The organism is Streptomyces sp. NPDC048514 (genome assembly GCF_043199955.1).
Taxonomy (GTDB): Bacteria; Actinomycetota; Actinomycetes; order Streptomycetales; family Streptomycetaceae; genus Streptomyces.
Genome location: NZ_JBICWT010000004.1, coordinates 246,762 through 264,119, shown reverse-complemented (window position 1 = coordinate 264,119; position 17,358 = coordinate 246,762). Strand labels below are relative to the sequence as shown.

The 17,358-nt window shown below is 71.5% G+C and carries 17 protein-coding genes and 1 tRNA gene; 6 read left to right on the top strand and 12 right to left on the bottom strand.

The window, feature by feature from the left end; all coding sequences use genetic code 11:
• Positions 1-14: 14 nt before the first annotated feature.
• On the bottom strand, positions 15-458 hold the full coding sequence (locus ACGFT2_RS09945) for a GNAT family N-acetyltransferase (protein WP_393275369.1): 444 nt from the start codon (positions 456-458) through the stop codon (positions 15-17).
• Positions 459-780: 322 nt separating this feature from the next.
• Here ACGFT2_RS09945 and ACGFT2_RS09940 point away from each other — a divergent pair, with 322 nt between their 5' ends.
• Entirely contained in the window at positions 781-1,548 is a 768-nt protein-coding gene (locus ACGFT2_RS09940; protein WP_393275368.1) for a LuxR C-terminal-related transcriptional regulator, read from the top strand.
• Here ACGFT2_RS09940 and ACGFT2_RS09935 read toward each other — a convergent pair.
• On the bottom strand, positions 1,507-2,004 hold the full coding sequence (locus tag ACGFT2_RS09935; RefSeq protein ID WP_393275366.1) for a MarR family winged helix-turn-helix transcriptional regulator: 498 nt from the start codon (positions 2,002-2,004) through the stop codon (positions 1,507-1,509). The two genes, ACGFT2_RS09940 and ACGFT2_RS09935, sit on opposite strands and share 42 nt — an antisense overlap.
• Before the next feature lie 89 nt (positions 2,005-2,093).
• Between ACGFT2_RS09935 and ACGFT2_RS09930 the strand changes: the two genes are divergently transcribed.
• Both ACGFT2_RS09930 and ACGFT2_RS09925 read left to right on the top strand, forming a co-directional pair.
• Complete coding sequence (locus ACGFT2_RS09930; RefSeq protein WP_393275365.1) at positions 2,094-2,906, top strand: trans-aconitate 2-methyltransferase; 813 nt, start codon at positions 2,094-2,096, stop codon at positions 2,904-2,906.
• Positions 2,907-2,908: 2 nt separating this feature from the next.
• Entirely contained in the window at positions 2,909-3,292 is a 384-nt protein-coding gene (locus ACGFT2_RS09925; protein ID WP_393276304.1) for a VOC family protein, read from the top strand.
• 8 nt (positions 3,293-3,300) lie between these two features.
• Here the strand turns inward: ACGFT2_RS09925 and ACGFT2_RS09920 are convergent, their stop codons facing one another.
• Positions 3,301-3,978, bottom strand: coding sequence for a TetR family transcriptional regulator (locus ACGFT2_RS09920; protein WP_393275363.1), 678 nt, complete (start codon positions 3,976-3,978; stop codon positions 3,301-3,303).
• Positions 3,975-4,979 carry an acyl-CoA desaturase gene (locus ACGFT2_RS09915; protein ID WP_393275362.1) on the bottom strand — a complete coding sequence of 335 codons (1,005 nt, stop codon included), beginning with the start codon at positions 4,977-4,979 and terminating at the stop codon, positions 3,975-3,977. Before ACGFT2_RS09915 ends, ACGFT2_RS09920 begins: the two co-directional genes overlap by 4 nt.
• A 298-nt stretch (positions 4,980-5,277) precedes the next feature.
• Between ACGFT2_RS09915 and ppc the strand changes: the two genes are divergently transcribed.
• Positions 5,278-8,010 carry a phosphoenolpyruvate carboxylase gene (ppc, locus tag ACGFT2_RS09910; RefSeq protein ID WP_393275360.1) on the top strand — a complete coding sequence of 911 codons (2,733 nt, stop codon included), beginning with the start codon at positions 5,278-5,280 and terminating at the stop codon, positions 8,008-8,010.
• A 207-nt stretch (positions 8,011-8,217) separates the two neighbouring features.
• On the opposite strand, the gene ACGFT2_RS09905 is transcribed toward ppc, so the two are convergent.
• From ACGFT2_RS09905 to ACGFT2_RS09880, 6 genes are all read right to left on the bottom strand, one after another.
• On the bottom strand, positions 8,218-8,724 hold the full coding sequence (locus ACGFT2_RS09905) for a hypothetical protein (RefSeq protein ID WP_393275358.1): 507 nt from the start codon (positions 8,722-8,724) through the stop codon (positions 8,218-8,220).
• Positions 8,725-8,776: 52 nt separating this feature from the next.
• Positions 8,777-9,379 carry an aminoacyl-tRNA hydrolase gene (pth, locus tag ACGFT2_RS09900; protein WP_393275356.1) on the bottom strand — a complete coding sequence of 201 codons (603 nt, stop codon included), beginning with the start codon at positions 9,377-9,379 and terminating at the stop codon, positions 8,777-8,779.
• A gap of 211 nt (positions 9,380-9,590) precedes the next feature.
• Entirely contained in the window at positions 9,591-10,190 is a 600-nt protein-coding gene (locus tag ACGFT2_RS09895) for a 50S ribosomal protein L25/general stress protein Ctc (RefSeq protein WP_393275354.1), read from the bottom strand.
• A gap of 221 nt (positions 10,191-10,411) precedes the next feature.
• On the bottom strand, positions 10,412-11,392 hold the full coding sequence (locus ACGFT2_RS09890) for a ribose-phosphate diphosphokinase (RefSeq protein WP_393275352.1): 981 nt from the start codon (positions 11,390-11,392) through the stop codon (positions 10,412-10,414).
• A gap of 153 nt (positions 11,393-11,545) precedes the next feature.
• Positions 11,546-12,994 (bottom strand): bifunctional UDP-N-acetylglucosamine diphosphorylase/glucosamine-1-phosphate N-acetyltransferase GlmU, encoded by a 1,449-nt coding sequence (gene glmU / locus ACGFT2_RS09885; RefSeq protein WP_393275351.1) that lies wholly within the window; start codon positions 12,992-12,994, stop codon positions 11,546-11,548.
• A gap of 116 nt (positions 12,995-13,110) precedes the next feature.
• Positions 13,111-13,182 (bottom strand) — tRNA-Gln (locus ACGFT2_RS09880).
• A 232-nt stretch (positions 13,183-13,414) separates the two neighbouring features.
• Here ACGFT2_RS09880 and ACGFT2_RS09875 point away from each other — a divergent pair.
• Positions 13,415-14,731 carry a sensor histidine kinase gene (locus ACGFT2_RS09875; protein ID WP_393275349.1) on the top strand — a complete coding sequence of 439 codons (1,317 nt, stop codon included), beginning with the start codon at positions 13,415-13,417 and terminating at the stop codon, positions 14,729-14,731.
• A gap of 260 nt (positions 14,732-14,991) precedes the next feature.
• On the opposite strand, the gene ACGFT2_RS09870 is transcribed toward ACGFT2_RS09875, so the two are convergent.
• Positions 14,992-15,486: an SUKH-3 domain-containing protein gene (locus tag ACGFT2_RS09870; RefSeq protein WP_393275347.1), complete on the bottom strand. Its 495-nt coding sequence runs from the start codon at positions 15,484-15,486 to the stop codon at positions 14,992-14,994.
• 52 nt (positions 15,487-15,538) lie between these two features.
• The gene (locus ACGFT2_RS09865; protein ID WP_393275345.1) at positions 15,539-16,054 is read right to left on the bottom strand and encodes a YwqJ-related putative deaminase; all 516 of its coding nucleotides are present in this window, start codon (positions 16,052-16,054) and stop codon (positions 15,539-15,541) included.
• Between the two features lie 263 nt (positions 16,055-16,317).
• Between ACGFT2_RS09865 and ACGFT2_RS09860 the strand changes: the two genes are divergently transcribed.
• Positions 16,318-17,358, top strand: a complete 1,041-nt coding sequence (locus ACGFT2_RS09860; RefSeq protein ID WP_393275343.1) for an SMI1/KNR4 family protein — start codon at positions 16,318-16,320, stop codon at positions 17,356-17,358.

Below are 17,358 nucleotides of genomic sequence, written 5' to 3'. Positions count from 1 at the left end.
GGTGTGAGTCTCCGTCAGGGCAGTTGCTTCGTCAGGATGTACTCCGTGACGCCCGGTGGATAGTCGGGGATCGTGCCCACGACCTCGTAGCCCTGTCTGCGGTAGAAGCCGGGTGCCTGGAAGTCCCACGTCTCCAGGCGGGACGCCGTGCAGCCGCGGTCGGTCGTGGCGATGCGTTCGGCCTCGGTGAGCAGGCGCGAGCCGAGGCCCGTGCCGCGGTGGACGGCGTCGACCCACAGGTAGCTGACGTGCAGCCAGGTCGTCCAGGTGTGGCCGACCAGGCCGGCCGCCAGGTTGCCGGCGGTGTCCAGCGCCCAGACGTGCAGCGGGGCCTCGCGTTCGCCGGGCGTGCCGCGCAGTGCCGCCAGCACCGGGGACGCCGCCGTGTTGGTGTCCCGCAGCCGCGAGAGGAGCAGATCACGTCGGTCCTTGTCGACTTCCGCCTCAATACGAAACATGCGTCACACCATAAACATGTCGGAAGGTCAGTTCTGCAAATGGCCTTCCCCTGTCCGCTCCCATCCGTACTCTGAGAAACGGCGCCGGTGGGGGCCGGTGCTGATCAGGGGGCGAGACAGCGGGTACGGCGCCCGCGGTGGGGGTGGCAGTTCCGCGGCGGCGGCGGCCGTGCGGCGGGTGTCCTTCCCGCTGGGGGTGCCGTACTCGTGCGAGTCGTCGTTCTCCGGACCTTTTCCGGGCTTTTCCGGACCGGCCGATCGCCGGGTCTCTCCGGACCTTGGGTATCCCCTGCTCCACGCGGAGTCTGGGGAAGGGGGTTTCGTGGTTCGTATCCGAGTCCTGGTCGCCGACGACCACCGCATCTTCGCCGAGTCGCTGGCCGCCGCGCTGGCCGCCGAGCCCGACGTCGACGTCTCCGCCGCCGGCAGCGGCCCGGCCGCGCTGCGCTGCATGGAGCGCGCGGCCACCGAGGGCCGTCGCTACGACGTGCTCCTGGTCGACGCCGACCTGGGCGGCCGGCTGCCCGGTGCCCGCCCGGCCGTGCCCGTGCAGCCCGGCGACGAGGAGGGCCTGGTCGACGGGATCTCGCTCGTCGCCGGGGTGCGGACCGCCCAGCCCGCCGTGCGGATCGTCGTCATCGCCGAGAAGGACGACCCGCGCCGGGCCGCCCTCGCCCTGCAGGCCGGCGCGTCCGGCTGGGTCGCCAAGGACTGCTCGCTCTCGCGGCTGCTGACGGTGATACGGGGCGTGCTGCGCGACGAGACCCACCTGCCGCCCGCCCTGCTCACCGGGGTCCTCAAGGAGCTGACGGCGGCGCGCAAGCACCGTACCGAGAGCGAGCGGCTGGTGGAGTCCCTCACCCCGCGCGAGCGCGAGGTGCTGCGCTGCATGGTCGCCGGACTCGGCCGCAAGGCGGTCGCCGAGCGGCTGTTCCTCTCCCCGCACACCGTGCGCACCCATATGCAGAACGTCCTCGGCAAGCTGGGCGTGCACTCCACCCTGGCCGCCGTGGCGCTCGCCCGGCGGGCCGGGATCGGGCCGGCCGACCTAGCCGGGGATGTTGTCGAACGGGGCGGTCAACTGGCGTAGCAGGCCGGCCAGCTCCGCGCGCTGGGCGCGGGACAGCTCGGCGAGGATCGCCCGCTCCTGCTCCAGCAGGCCGGCCAGCGCCTGGTCCGCGCGGTCCCGGCCGGTCTCGGTCAGCCGGACCAGCACCCCCCGCCGGTCGCTCGGGTCGGGCAACCGCTCCACCAGGCCCTTCTTGGCGAGCCGGTCGATCCGGTTGGTCATCGTGCCCGAGGTGACCAGGGTCTGCGTCAGCAGCTGGCCGGGCGAGAGCTGGTACGGCGTGCCCGCGCGCCGGAGCGCGGTCAGCACGTCGAACTCCCAGGGCTCCAGCTGGTGCTCGGCGAAGGCGAGCCGGCGCGCGAGGTCCAGGTGCCGGGCGAGTCGGCTCACCCGGCTGAGCACTTCCAGCGGTTCCACGTCGAGGTCCGGGCGCTCCCGGCGCCACGCTGCGACCAGCCGATCGACCTCGTCCTCCATGGAGATCAGTGTAGTGGTTGTGTCGACATGAAGTCTCTTGATCTCGAGTCTCTTGACATCAAGAGAGATGGGCGAGGAGAGTGGACGCCATGACCAAGCCCACCTGGGACCCCGCCCAGTACCTCCGCCACGCCGGTCACCGCGCCCGCCCCTTCGCCGACCTCCTCGCCCGCATCCCCGAGCCGCCCGGCGACCGGCCCCGCATCGCCGACCTCGGCTGCGGCCCCGGCAACGTCACCGCGATGCTCGCCGAACGCCGGCCCACCGCCCACATCACCGGCTACGACAACTCGCCCGAGATGCTCGACAGGGCCCGCGCCGGCCACGCGGGGCCGACGGCCGGCGGTGGCCGCCTCGACTTCACCCACGCCGACGTGGGGACATGGACGCCCACGGAGCCGTACGACCTGATCGTCTCCAACGCCACGCTCCACTGGGTGCCGGGCCACGCCGACCGCTTCGCCGACTGGATCGCCGCCCTGGAACCCGGCGGCACCTTCGCCTTCCAGGTCCCGGACAACGTCGACGCCCCACTGCACGCCCTGATGCGCGATCTGGCCGGCACCCCCCGCTGGAAGGCCCGGCTCGCCGACGTCCTGCGCCGCACGGACTCCGTCCACACCCCCGCCGCGTACCTGGACCGGCTGGCCCGGCTCGGCTGCGCGACGGACGTGTGGCAGACGACGTACCTGCACGTCCTGCCCGGCCCCGACCCGGTCCTGGACTGGGTGAAGGGCACGGGGCTGCGGCCCGTCCTGACGGCCCTGGCCGACGACCCGGAGGCTCGCGAGGCGTTCGTCACCGAGTACCGCGACCTGCTCCGGGAGGCCTACCCGAGCGCTCCCTACGGCACCGTCCTGCCGTTCCGCCGGCTGTTCGCCGTCGCCGTGAGGGAGGCGTGAGCGTGCTGGTCGCCCTCGACCATGTGCAGCTGGCCGCACCGCCCGGATCGGAGCCGGCACTGCGGTCGTACTACGCGGACGTCCTCGGCATGACCGAGGTCCCGAAGCCGCCGGCGCTCGCGGCGCGTGGCGGCTGCTGGTTCGAGGCGGGCTTCGTCCGGCTCCACGTGGGCGTCGAGCACGACTTCCACCCCTCGAGGAAGGCCCACCCGGGGCTGCGGGTCGCGGGCATCGAGGCCTACGCGTCCCGGCTGGCCGCCCACGGAACACCGGTCACCTGGGACGACGCCCTGCCCGGCCACCGGCGCTTCTTCTGCGAGGACCCGGTGGGCAACCGGCTGGAGTTCCTGGAGCGGACCGCCCCTCGGGAGGGCCTGCGCTCCTGAGGGGGGCCTCAGCTCTTGCGGTGCCCTATCAGCCGCGGTTTCTGCTCCAGCCCGTCCAGCCCGTGCCAGGCCAGGTTCACCAGGTGGGCGGCCACCTCCGCCTTCTTCGGGCGGCGCACGTCCAGCCACCACTGGCCGGTCAGCGCGACCATGCCCACCAGCGCCTGGGCGTACAGCGGGGCCAGCTTGGAGTCGAAGCCGCGCGACTTGAACTCGCGGCCCAGGATGTCCTCCACCTGCGTGGCGATGTCGGAGATCAGCGAGGCGAAGGTGCCGGTGGACTGCGGGATGGGCGAGTCGCGGACCAGGATCCGGAAGCCGTCCGTGTACTCCTCGATGTAGTCCAGCAGCGCGAAGGCGGCCTGCTCGCACAGCTCACGCGGGTGGCCGGCCGTCAGCGAGCCGGTGACCATGTCCAGCAGACGCCGCATCTCGCGATCGACCACCACCGCGTACAGCCCCTCCTTGCCGCCGAAGTGCTCGTACACCACCGGCTTGGACACCCCGGCCTTCGCCGCGATCTCCTCCACCGAGGTGCCCTCGAACCCCTTCGCCGCGAAGAGGGTGCGACCGATCTCCAGCAGCTGCTGGCGGCGCTCGGCGCCGGTCATGCGGGTCCGGCGGGTCCGCCGTTGCTTGTCATTGCCGGGATTGCTGCTGGAATCGGTCGCCACGGCCTCCATCATGCCGCCTCGGCCGCCGCCTTCCGGCGCCGGGAGCCGCCCTGGTCGGGGTCGCGGCGGGAATCGATACGCGAGCGTGACGGCCAGCGCACGTCGTACGCCCAGCCGAGCTTCTCGAACCAGCGGATGAACCGCGCGGAGGAGTCGATCTGGCCGCGCATCACCCCGTGCCGGGCCGAGGTCGGGTCGGCGTGGTGCAGGTTGTGCCAGGACTCGCCGCAGGACAGCACCGCCAGCCACCACACGTTGCCCGACCGGTCCCGCGACTTGAACGGCCGCTTGCCGACGGCGTGGCAGATGGAGTTGATCGACCACGTCACGTGATGCAGCAGCGCCACCCGGACGAGTGAGCCCCAGAAGAACCCGGTGAAAGCGCCCCACCAGGACATCGTCGCCAGACCACCGATCAGCGCGGGCAGCCCCAGCGACAGGGCCGTCCACAGCACGAACTGCCGGGAGATCGCCCGGATCGCCCCGTCCTTGATCAGATCCGGCGCGTACTTCTCCTGTGAGGTCTGCTCCTCGTCGAACATCCAGCCGATGTGGGCCCACCACAGGCCCTTCATCAGCGCCGGGAGGCTCTCCCCGAACCGCCACGGCGAGTGGGGGTCGCCCTCGGCGTCGGAGAACCTGTGGTGCTTGCGGTGGTCGGCCACCCAGCGCACCAGGGGGCCCTCGACCGCCATGGACCCCATGATCGCGAGCGCGATCCGCAGCGGCCGCTTGGCCTTGAAGGAACCGTGGGTGAAGTACCGGTGGAATCCGATGGTGATGCCGTGGCATCCGAGGAAGTAGAAGAAGACCAGCAGGCCCATGTCGAGCCAGCTCACCCCCCAGCCCCACGCCAGCGGCACGGCCGCCACGATCGCCAGGAACGGCACGATGATGAACAGGAGCAGCGTGATCTGCTCGATCGAACGCTTCTGCTCGCCGCCCAGCGTGGCGGAGGGGGAGGTTTCGTCGGCCATACGGGCTTCTTCGATCACGTCGGAACTTGAGGTCATGCGCGTCCCCTGTGGGGTCGAGGGTCAAGACGGGTGTGTACTCCGGGACCGGGCGGGACTCGACCGTACTTCCCTACGGTCCCGTAACCTACGGCGTCGTAAGTATGGCAGCGTGTCGTGCGGCGGCAAGAGCCCCAGAGCCAGCGCGTCCACATGGGCACCTATCCTTGGATCGGTCGGACAGCGCGGTCCGCTGATGTTTCTTCCCGGACGCTCCGGCCCGTATGCGGCGCCCGCCGTGTGCCAGACGGCCGGGTTCCCTCCCAGACGAGCTTCCACACTGCAAGGAGCCGCACCTGTGAGCAGTGCCGACGACCAGACCACCACGACCGGCAGCGAGCTGCGCGCCGACATCCGCCGCCTGGGTGATCTCCTGGGAGAGACCCTTGTCCGGCAGGAGGGCCCTGAGCTCCTCGACCTGGTCGAGAAGGTCCGCCGCCTCACCCGCGAGGACGGCGAGGCCGCCGCCGAGCTGCTGCGTGGCACCGAACTGGAGACCGCGGCCAAGCTGGTCCGCGCCTTCTCCACGTACTTCCACCTGGCCAACATCACCGAGCAGGTGCACCGCGGCCGTGAGCTGCGCGCCCGGCGCGCGGCCGAGGGCGGCCTGCTCGCCCGCACCGCCGACCGGCTGAAGGACGCCGACCCCGAGCACCTGAAGCAGACGGTGCGCCATCTGAACGTCCGCCCGGTGTTCACCGCACACCCCACCGAGGCCGCGCGCCGATCGGTCCTGAACAAGCTCCGGCGCATCGCCGCGCTCCTGGACACCCCCGTCCTCGACTCCGACCGGCGCCGTCACGACGTCCGCCTCGCCGAGAACATCGACCTCGTCTGGCAGACCGACGAGCTGCGGGTCGTCCGCCCCGAGCCCGCCGACGAGGCCCGCAACGCCATCTACTACCTCGACGAGCTGCACGCCGACGCCGTCGGCGACGTCCTCGAGGACCTGACGGCGGAACTGGAGCGCGTCGGCGTCAAGCTCCCCGACGACACCCGCCCCCTCACCTTCGGCACCTGGATCGGCGGCGACCGCGACGGCAACCCCAACGTCACCCCCCAGGTCACCTGGGACGTCCTGATCCTCCAGCACGAGCACGGCATCAACGACGCCCTGGAGACGATCGACGAGCTGCGCGGCCTGCTCTCCAACTCCATCCGTTACGCCGGCGCCACCGAGGAACTCCTGCAGTCCCTGCAGGCCGACCTTGACCGGCTGCCCGAGATCAGCCCCCGCTACAAGCGCCTCAACGCCGAGGAGCCCTACCGGCTCAAGGCCACGTGCATCCGGCAGAAGCTCGAGAACACCAAGCAGCGCCTCGCCAAGGGCACCCCGCACGAAGAGGGCCGCGACTACCTCGGCACCGGCGAGCTGCTGACCGACCTGCGGATCATCCAGGCCTCCCTGCGCGAGCACCGCGGCGGCCTCTTCGCCGACGGCCGGCTCGCCCGCACCATCCGCACCCTGGCCGCCTTCGGCCTCCAGCTCGCCACCATGGACGTCCGCGAACACGCCGACGCCCATCACCACGCCCTCGGCCAGCTCTTCGACCGGCTCGGCGAGGAGTCCTGGCGCTACGCCGACATGCCCCGCGAGTACCGAGCCAAGCTGCTCGCCAAGGAGCTGCGCTCGCGCCGCCCGCTCGCCTCCTCCCCGGCCCCCGTCGACGCGGCCGGCGCCAAGACCCTCGGCGTGTTCGAGACCGTCAAGAAGGCCCTGGCGGTCTTCGGCCCCGAGGTCATCGAGTCCTACATCATCTCCATGTGCCAGGGCGCCGACGACGTCTTCGCCGCGGCCGTCCTCGCCCGCGAGGCCGGCCTCGTCGACCTGCACGCGGGCTGGGCGAAGGTCGGCATCGTGCCGCTCCTGGAGACCACCGACGAGCTGCGCGCCGCCGACACCATCCTGGAGGACATGCTCTCCGACCCGTCCTACCGGCGCCTGGTCGCGCTGCGCGGCGACGTCCAGGAGGTCATGCTCGGCTACTCCGACTCCTCCAAGTTCGGCGGCATCACCACCAGCCAGTGGGAGATCCACCGGGCCCAGCGCCGGCTGCGCGACGTCGCCCACCGCTACGGCGTGCGCCTGCGCCTCTTCCACGGCCGCGGCGGCACCGTCGGCCGGGGCGGCGGCCCCTCGCACGACGCCATCCTCGCCCAGCCCTGGGGCACCCTGGAGGGCGAGATCAAGGTCACCGAGCAGGGCGAGGTCATCTCCGACAAGTACCTCATCCCCTCCCTCGCCCGGGAGAACCTGGAACTGACCGTCGCGGCCACCCTGCAGGCCTCCGCCCTGCACACCGCCCCGCGCCAGTCCGACGAGGCCCTCGCCCGCTGGGACGCCGCCATGGACGTCGTCTCCGACGCCGCCCACGACGCCTACCGGCGCCTGGTCGAGGATCCGGACCTGCCGGCCTACTTCTTCGCCTCCACGCCCGTCGACCAGCTCGCCGACCTGCACCTCGGCTCCCGGCCCTCGCGCCGCCCCGACTCCGGTGCCGGCCTCGACGGCCTGCGCGCCATCCCGTGGGTGTTCGGCTGGACCCAGTCCCGGCAGATCGTTCCGGGCTGGTTCGGCGTCGGCTCCGGCCTGAAGGCTCTGCGCGAGGCCGGCCTCGACACCGTCCTGACCGAGATGCACGAGCAGTGGCACTTCTTCCGCAACTTCATCTCCAACGTCGAGATGACGCTGGCGAAGACGGACCTGCGGATCGCTCAGCACTACGTCGACACCCTCGTCCCCGACGAGCTCAAGCACGTCTTCGACACCATCAGGGCCGAACACGAGCTGACCGTGCGCGAGATGCTGCGGGTGACCGGCGAGAGCAAGCTGCTCGACGCCCAGCCCGTCCTCAGGCAGACCTTCGCCATCCGCGACGCCTACCTGGACCCGATCTCGTACCTCCAGGTCACCCTGCTCAAGCGCCAGCGCGAAGCGGCCGCCGCGGGCGTCGACCCCGACCCGCTGCTCGCGCGAGCCCTGCTCCTCACCGTCAACGGCGTGGCCGCCGGCCTGCGCAACACCGGCTGACGGCAGCCGCGCACACCAGGTGCCCCCGGGGTCGTACGACCCCGGGGGCACCCTCGTGCCGGAAAGCGGTCACCGGGAGACAGGCCGCATGGACGCGGTCGCACAGACGCGGTCACTTCGGGGCCCGGGCGCATGGACGCGGTCACTTCGGGGCCCGGGCGCACGGACGCGGTCACTTCGGGACCCGAGAGCGACACCGGGACGCGGTCACTGCAGCGCCACGAAGGCCGTCGTCAGCAGGCACAGTCCCGACAGGCCGAGCACCCAGGCCGGCCGGGTCAGCCGCATCCCGCCCGCGACCACCACGGAGGCCAGCAGCAGCGCCCCGCCCAGCGGCAGCCAGGCGTACAGGATCCCCGCCGGCCCCGAACGCACCGCATCCCCGGTACCGGGCTTCAGGACGACGTCGTACGTCTGCCCCGAGCGCACTGCGAGGGACTTCGCGAGCTCCACGCGCGCGCGTGCCGGGGACCCCGCCGACGCCGGCGTGAACGGTCCGGTGCACGTCCGCCCGGCGCAGCGCGTCACCTCGACCGTGCCGGTCTCCCGCCCCTTGGTCAGCATCACGTGCTGTGCGGTCCCCCAGGAACCCCACACCCCGGTGAAGACGATCAGCACGGAGACCGCACCCATCGCCGCGACCCGCCCGAACCGCAACGCGGACACGGACGCCGGACGAGCGCTACTGGCTGTGGCAGGCATGGCCGGGATCATTGGCCATACCCCCACGGGCGGTCAACTCACCCGCGAGGCATAGCCGTACAAGTCACGTGTTGTACGTGCCCTGCGCCCGCTCCAGACCCTCCGTCACGAGGGACTCCACCGCGTCCGCCGCGCGGTCCACGAAGTAGTCCAGCTCCTTGCGCTCGGCCGACCCGAAGTCCTTCAGCACGAAGTCGGCCACCTGCATCCGCCCCGGCGGCCGCCCGATCCCGAACCGCACCCGGTGATAGTCCGGCCCCATCGCCTTCGTCATCGACTTCAGGCCGTTGTGCCCGTTGTCGCCGCCGCCCAGCTTCAGCCGCAGCGTGCCGTAGTCGATGTCCAGCTCGTCGTGGACGGCCACCACGTTCGCCACCGGCACCTTGTAGAAGTCCTTCAGCGCGTTCACCGGGCCGCCGGACAGGTTCATGTACGACATCGGCTTGGCCAGGATCACCCGGCGGCTCGCCGGCCCGGCCGGGCCGATCCGTCCCTCCAGGACCTGCGCCTGCGCCTTGCCCGCCCGCTTGAACTTCCCGCCGATCCGCGCCGCGAGCAGATCGGCCACCATGAAACCGACGTTGTGCCGGTTCATGGCGTACTCGGGCCCGGGATTACCGAGCCCGACGATGAGCCAGGGGCCACTGGCGGGGGTGGTCACGTCCATGTCTCCTCACGTGCAACAGCCGCTGCTCCCTCAAGGGAAGCAGCGGCTGGAGCGATACGGCTACCGCCGTCGGCGTTCGGTCGCCGACGGCGACGGGGGCACCCCCGGCCCGGCCGAGGCCGGGTGCGGGGGCGGGGTGGGCACGGCCCGCGGTGCCGGGCCCCCGCGTGCAGGGGACCCGGATCCGCTACGGCCGACGTGCCGGCCGGGCTCAGGCCTCGGCGGCGGCCTCTTCGCCCTCGGCGGCCTCTTCGCCCTCGGTCTCCTCGGCCTGCGCGGCCAGGACCTGCAGGACGACGGCGTCCTCCTCGACGGCCAGGGACACGCCGCTGGGCAGGGTGATGTCCTTGGCGTGGATGGAGTCGCCGGCCTCCAGGCCCTCGACGGAGACGGTGACGGCCTCGGGGATGTGCGTGGCCTCGGCCTCGACGGGCAGCGCGTTCAGGACGTGCTCGAGGAGGTTGCCACCCGCGGCCAGCTCGCCCTCGGTGTGGACCGGGATCTCGACCGTGACCTTCTCGCCGCGCTTGACCAGCAGCAGGTCGACGTGCTCCAGGAAGCCCTTCAGCGGGTCGCGCTGCACGGCCTTCGGGATCGCCAGCTCGTTGGTCTTGCCGTCGATGTCCAGGGCGATCAGGACGTTCGGCGTACGCAGGGCGAGCAGCAGCTCGTGGCCCGGCAGGGTCAGGTGCAGCGGCTCGGCGCCGTGGCCGTAGAGGACGCCCGGAACCTTGTTGTCACGGCGGACGCGGCGCGCGGCGCCCTTGCCGAACTCGGTGCGGGTCTGGACGGAGAGCTTGACCTCGGACATGTTGATCACTCCTCGTAGAATCTGGAACGGACGTGGTCACCCGGCCACGAACGGCCTGCTACGAAGAGCGCGTCGATAACGGATCGCCGTATCCCGTCTTCCAACGGAGTACGGCCTCCCTCGCCGAGCAACTGCAGCAGTCTACTCGGCAGGGGAGGCCGTTCCCAAAAGGATCTTCAGTCAGCTCGCCGGAGGGGCGGGCCGGGGGGCGTGCACATACCTCACTGCTCGTCGAAGAGGCTGGTCACCGAACCGTCCTCGAAGACCTCGCGCACCGCACTGGCGATCGTCGGAGCGATCGACAGCACCGTGATCTTGTCCAGGTCCCGGCCCAGCTCCGCCGGCGTCGGCAGCGTGTTCGTGAACACGAACTCGCTCACCCGGGAGTTCTTCAGCCGGTCCGCGGCCGGACCCGACAGGACGCCGTGCGTAGCCGTCACGATGACGTCCTCGGCGCCGTGCGCGAAGAGCGCGTCGGCGGCGGCGCAGATGGTGCCACCGGTGTCGATCATGTCGTCGACCAGGACACACACCCGGCCCTTGACCTCACCGACGACCTCGTGGACGGTCACCTGGTTCGCCACGTCCTTGTCGCGGCGCTTGTGCACGATGGCCAGCGGTGCACCGAGCCGGTCGCACCAGCGGTCCGCCACCCGCACCCGGCCCGCGTCCGGCGACACGACCGTCAGCTTCTTCCGGTCCACCTTGCGGCCCACGTAGTCCGCCAGCAGCGGCAGCGCGAACAGGTGGTCCACCGGACCGTCGAAGAAGCCCTGGATCTGGTCCGTGTGCAGATCCACCGTCAGGAGGCGGTCCGCACCCGCCGTCTTCATCAGGTCCGCGATCAGACGCGCCGAGATCGGTTCACGACCCCGGTGCTTCTTGTCCTGCCGCGCGTAACCGTAGAACGGCACGATCACCGTGATGGAACGGGCCGACGCACGCTTCAGCGCGTCGATCATGATCAGCTGCTCCATGATCCACTGGTTGATCGGAGCCGTGTGGCTCTGGATCACGAAGCAGTCCGCACCGCGCGCCGACTCCTGGTAACGGACGTAGATCTCGCCGTTCGCGAAGTCGAAGGCCTTCGTCGGGACGACCCCGACACCCAGCTGCTGGGCGACCTCCTCGGCAAGCTCGGGGTGGGCGCGGCCGGAGAAGAACATCATCTTCTTCTCGCCGGTCGTCTTGATCCCGGTCACAGCACTGTCTCCTCAGAGGTTGTCTCAGCCAGCCGGCTGCTCGGACCTCTCGGCTGGGCGTGAGAGGCCGTATCAGCTGGTAAGGATGCGGGGGTGCACGCGTGCGGATGTGCACTTATCACGGTACGCCGTGTTTGGCGCACCCGTTTCCGGTCAGTCCTCGCCCTCGCTCCGCCGGGACACCGCCTCGGCCGCCTTCGCGGCCGCGCTCCCGGGGCGCTTGCGCGCCACCCAGCCCTCGATATTCCGCTGCTGGCCACGGGCCACGGCCAGCGAACCGGGCGGTACGTCCTTCGTGATCACGGACCCGGCGGCGGTGTACGCGCCGTCCCCGACCGTGACAGGAGCCACAAACATGTTGTCCGAACCGGTCTTGCAGTGCGAACCGATGGTGGTGTGGTGCTTGTTCTCACCGTCGTAGTTCACGAACACGCTCGCCGCGCCGATGTTCGAGTACTCGCCGATCGTCGCGTCGCCGACGTAGGACAGGTGCGGAACCTTCGTGCCCTCGCCGATCCGCGCGTTCTTCGTCTCGACGTACGTGCCGATCTTGCCCTTGGCGCCGAGACGCGTCCCGGGCCGCAGATAGGCGTACGGTCCCACGGTCGCCTGCGCCCCGACGACGGCCCCGTCGGACACCGTGGTGTCCACCCGCGCCCCCGCGCCGACCCTGGTGTCCTTCAGCCGGCTGTTGGGACCGACCTCCGCACCCTCACCGAGGTGCGTGGCCCCGGTCAGCTGCGTGCCCGGATGCACGAGCGCGTCCTGCTCGAAGGTGACCGTCACGTCGATCCAGGTGGTGGCCGGGTCGACCACGGTGACCCCGTCCAGCATGGCCCGGGTCAGCAGCCGGTCGTTGAGCGACCGGCGGGCCTCGGCGAGCTGCACCCGGTTGTTGATCCCGGCGATCTCCCGGTGGTCGGCGGCGACGGACGCCCCCACCCGGTGCCCGGCCTCCCGCAGGATCCCGAGCACGTCCGTGAGGTACTCCTCGCCCTGGCTGTTGTCCGTCCGCACCTTCTTCAGCGCGTCCGACAGCAACTGCCCGTCGAAGGCGAACACTCCGCTGTTGATCTCGCGGATCGACCGCTGGGCGTCGGTCGCGTCCTTGTGCTCGACGATCGCGGTCACGGCACCGGTCGCGTCGTCCCGCACGATCCGGCCGTAACCGGTGGCGTCCGGCACCTCGGCGGTGAGCACGGTCACGGCGTTGCCGTCCGTGTGGTGCGTCCGGGCGAGCCGGTCGAGCGTGTCGGCGGTGAGGAGGGGCGTGTCTCCGCAGACGACCACGACGGTGCCGTCCACCGAACCGCCCAGCTCCTCGAGACCCATGCGCACGGCGTGCCCGGTCCCGTTCTGCTTCGCCTGCACGGCCGTGCGCACGTCCGGATCGATCTCGGCCAGATGCGCGGTGACCTGCTCACGGGCGTGGCCCACGACGACGACCAGGTTCGCGGGGTCCAACTCACGGGCGGCGGCCAGCACATGGCCGACCAGGGAACGGCCGCAGATCTGGTGCAGGACCTTGGGTGTGGCCGACTTCATACGGGTGCCCTCACCCGCTGCGAGAACGACGACGGCTGCCGGGCGGATGGCGCTCACGGGGTTGCCCTTCGGCTCTGGATGGGTGGGGGTGACAGCCGCAGGATACCGGGGTGCATGGGAGGGGGAACGAGAGCGGGCCCTGACGGCGCTGTCAGGACCCGATGGGTGTGCGGCTCCCCTGCCAGGACTCGAACCTGGAACAAATCATCCAAAGTGACCCGTGTTGCCGATTACACCACAGGGGACCATATAGGCTGCCTAAACGGACATTTCTCCACTCCGTTGAGGTCGCGGCACCTACTATGCCGCACCACCAGCCCTCGACGCGACGGTACGAGACGCCTCCCTCACGGGACTTTGATCACCCGGCTGCCGCTCGCGAGGCCCTGTTCGAGGTCGTCCGGTCACGCTGCGCGGTGTGTGGAGGTAGGGGAAAGTCACCGGAAATGCCGCACGCCTCGCCCGTAGGCTGGACACATGACCACGACGGGGGAAGACCACCACACCAGGGGCCTGACCGGCCCCTGGTGGTGGGGGAGGTGGCGCAGCGCGGTGTTCGACGGCGGCCTTGCGCTGGTGTCGGCCGCCGAGTGCGGCGCGGAGGGGATTCCGTTCGCCCGGGACGCGGGTGTCCCGGTGTCGGTGGGGATCGTGTTCGGTCTGATCGCCGGCTCGGTGCTGCTGGTGCGGCGGAAGTGGCCCATCGCCGTCGTGCTGGTGGCGATCGCGATCACGCCGGCCGAGATGGGTTTCCTGATGGGCGTCGTCGGCCTCTACACGCTGGCGGCGTGCGAACTGCCGCGGCGGATCATCGGTGCGCTGGCCGGGATGTCGTTGCTGGGCACGATGATCGTGACGTTCGTCCGGGTGCGGCAGGACATGGCGCGCGGTGATCTGACGCTGGGCGACTGGTTCGTGCCGTTCGCGGCCGTCACGACGTCGCTGGGGCTGACGGCTCCGCCGGTGCTGCTGGGCCTGTACGTGGGCGCGCGGCGGCGGTTGATGGAGAGCCTGCGGGAGCGGGCGGATTCCCTGGAGCGCGAGCTGCAGCTGCTCGCGGAGCGGGCGGAGGAGCGCGCCGAGTGGGCGCGCAACGAGGAGCGGACCCGGATCGCGCGCGAGATGCACGACGTCGTCGCGCACCGGGTGAGCCTGATGGTCGTGCACGCGGCGGCCCTGCAGGCGGTGGCGCGGAAGGACCCGGAGAAAGCGGTGAAGAACGCCGCGCTCGTGGGGGACATGGGCCGGCAGGCGCTGACCGAGTTGCGGGAGATGCTCGGGGTGCTGCGGGCGGGCGAGGACGCGGGCCGGCGGGCCGCCGCGCTGCCGCTGGCGGCGGTGGGCGAGGCGGCCGCGGCGGCGGCCTCGCGGGCGGCCGGTGAGGACGGCGCCGCGGAGGGGCCGTGCCTGTCGGAGCTGGACGAGCTGGTCGGGCAGTCGGCGGCGGCGGGGATGGCCGTGGACCTCTCGGTGGAGGGGGAGGAGCGGTCGTACGCGGCGGAGATCGAGCAGACGGCGTACCGGGTGGTGCAGGAGGCGTTGACGAACGTCCACAAGCACGCGGCGGGCGCGAAGACGCATGTGCGGCTGGCGCACCGGGTGTCGGAGATAGCGATGCAGGTGGAGAACGAGCCGCCGCCGGAGCCCGCTTCGGCCTCGGCGGCGCGGCTGCCCTCGGGTGGGAACGGCCTGGTGGGGATGCGGGAGCGGGTCCTGGCGCTGGGCGGAGTGTTCGTGTCGGGGCCGACGGACGCGGGCGGCTTCCGGGTCTCCGCGGTGATCCCGGCGGGATAGCCCACCGCGCGGACCCGGGTGCGACCGGCGGCGTGCGGCTCCCCGGCGCGTCCGGGGGGCGGCCCCGGGTGTGCGGCTCCCTCGGGCGGCGGGGCCCGGCCTGCGTGCGGCGTACGGGTCGGGCTGCCGTGCCGTCGTCGGGCCCGGCCTGCGTGCGGCGTGCGGGGTGGGCTGCCGTGCGGCTGTCGCGCCCGGCCTGCGTGGGGCTGTCGGGCCCGGCCTGCGTGCGGCGTGGGGCTGACCTGCGGCCGGGGGGGGGGTCAGCCTGCCGTGAGGCGTACGGGCTCTATGCCGGTGATGAGGGTGGACAGGGCGTGGTCGATGTCGGGGCCGATGTACCAGTCGCCGGTGTGGTCGAGCGCGTAGACGCGGCCCTCGGCGTCGATGGCGAGGAGGGCCGTGGTGTCGGTCTCCTCGCCGAGGGGACTGAGGTCGGTGCCGAGGGCGCGCCCGAGGTCGCCGAGGGTGCGGGCGTGGTGCAGTCCGTGCAGCGGGTCGAGGTGGAGGGTGGCGGGGGCGACCTGGCGCCCCGGGCCGGTGGGGGCGATACCGAGGCCGCCGAACTCCGCCCAGGCCTCGACGGCCGCGGGGAAGACCGTGTGCCGGTGCCCTGCGGGCGAGGTGTGCTCGCGCAGGGTGTCCGCCCAGATCTCGGCCTGCTTTATGTCCCAGCGCCCGGGTTGCCAGCCGGCGGCGCGCAGGGCGGCGTCGACGGGTACGGAGAAGCGCGTGGTGGAGGTGCGGTCGGGGTGCATCGGCCCTTCGTTCGTCGTACCGGCGTAGGTGTTGCGGGGTTGTCGGGTGGTGTCAGCCGTCGGTTGCCGTGGGATCGACGATGCGGACGCCGAAGTGGGCGCTGAGGGCGGTGCAGGCGCGGCACGGGCTGGCGAAACCGCCGTGGCGGGGGTCGCCTGCCTCCCGTATGCGGCGGGTGGTGAGTTTGGCGTGCTTGAGGGCCCTGCGGGCCTCGCCGTTGGTCATGGGCTTGCGGGCGGCGCGCTTGCTGCGGGTGGCGTCGGCGGCGGCGACCTGGCGGGAGATCAGGATGGTCTCGGCGCAGCGGCCGGTGAAGCGGTCGCGCTGGGCGCTGCCGAGGGTGTCCAGGAAGTCCTGGACGAGGGGGTGGAGGGAAGGGGGTTCCTCGCCGCGGGCGGCGGTGCCGGTGAGGGTGGTGCCACGGACGGAGAGGGCCGCGGCGACGGTGGGCAGGATGCCGTCGCGGCGGTGGCGAAGCGTGGGGGCGGCGGGTGTGTCGGTGCCGCTCCAGTCGATGCGAGGGTCGCCGGCCCGCACGTGCGTACCTCCGGTCTGCAAGGCATTCATGATCGCTCTTCCCTCCCCGGGCATCCCCCGAAGGAACACAGGGTGCCAAATGCCGTGGCTGGTGGGGAAGCTGGGGCGCCGCGACACGCCCGGGTCTGGGCGTGTCGTGACGATGGGGTGACGGCTGGTCACAGAAGCGGAGGGGTGTTGTCCGCGGGGATGCGGTGGGCCGGTGACCGGGGTTCGTGTACCGCATAGGCTGTCGCCGTCCGCGATAGACACCGCCGTTCAGGCCCGAGAGAACGCCTCAGGGGGCAACCGCCATGACGACAGGTCGGCTCGGGCCGGGGGCACCGCCCGGCCGCCAGGCCGGGGGACAAGCCGTGCCGCCGAACGCGGCCTACGGCGGGCAGGTCGTGCACTTTCCCGACCCGGTCCGGGCGGCACGTCACCCGAGAGGGGTACGGGTCGACGAGCACGGATACCCGGACTTCTCGGCGTACGCGCGCGTGGCGGTGGAGATCGCCGAACCGCCGGAGGGGTTCGGCGTCGACGAGCTGCGACTGACGGACTTCGTGTCGGCGAACGCCGCGTCGGCGGCGTCGGGGCACGAGTTGTGGGACACGGTGGCGGATGTGGCGACGCCGCACGGCTGGACGTGGCACCACGTGGCGGGCACGCGGCGGCTGGAGCTGGTCCCGGTCGAGGTGAAGGCGCTGCTGCGGCATCACGGTGGCGTGGCGACGGCGCCGGTGGACCATGCCAAGCGGGGGACGCGCCCGTTGCAGGAGACGCGTCCGGCGCATTTCGGGCTGCCGAAGTCGGGCGTGGCGGTGACCGAGGCGCAGGTGCAGGGCGTCGAGGAGGATCTCGGCTACCGGCTTCCCGGCGCCTACCGCTCGTTCCTGAAGGCGGCGGGCGGCTGCGCTCCGGTGGGCACGGCACTGGCCGCCGAACTGGGCCTGTTGCTGGACCAGCCGTTCTTCACGGTGCGCGACGAGGCCGCGGTCAACGACCTGGTGTACGTCAACAAGTGCCTGCGCGACCACCTGACGAAGGACTACCTGGGCGTCACGTTTGTTCAGGGCGGTCTGCTCGCGGTGAAGGTGAAGGGCGAGCGGATCGGCTCGGTGTGGTTCTGCGCGTACGACGATGTACGCGATGTGGATCCGTCGTGGTCGCCCGCGGAGCGGGTGGAGCGTCTGCTGCTGCCGTGCGGTGACGACTTCGACGTGTTCCTGTCGCGGCTGGCCGGTAGCCCGCCGGAGTTGGAGACGGTGGCGAATCTGATGGTGGACGGCGGTTTCGCCCGTGTCGTCCCGGTGTCTTCCGGTTCGGTGTCTTCCGGCCCGGCAGGGGAGTGA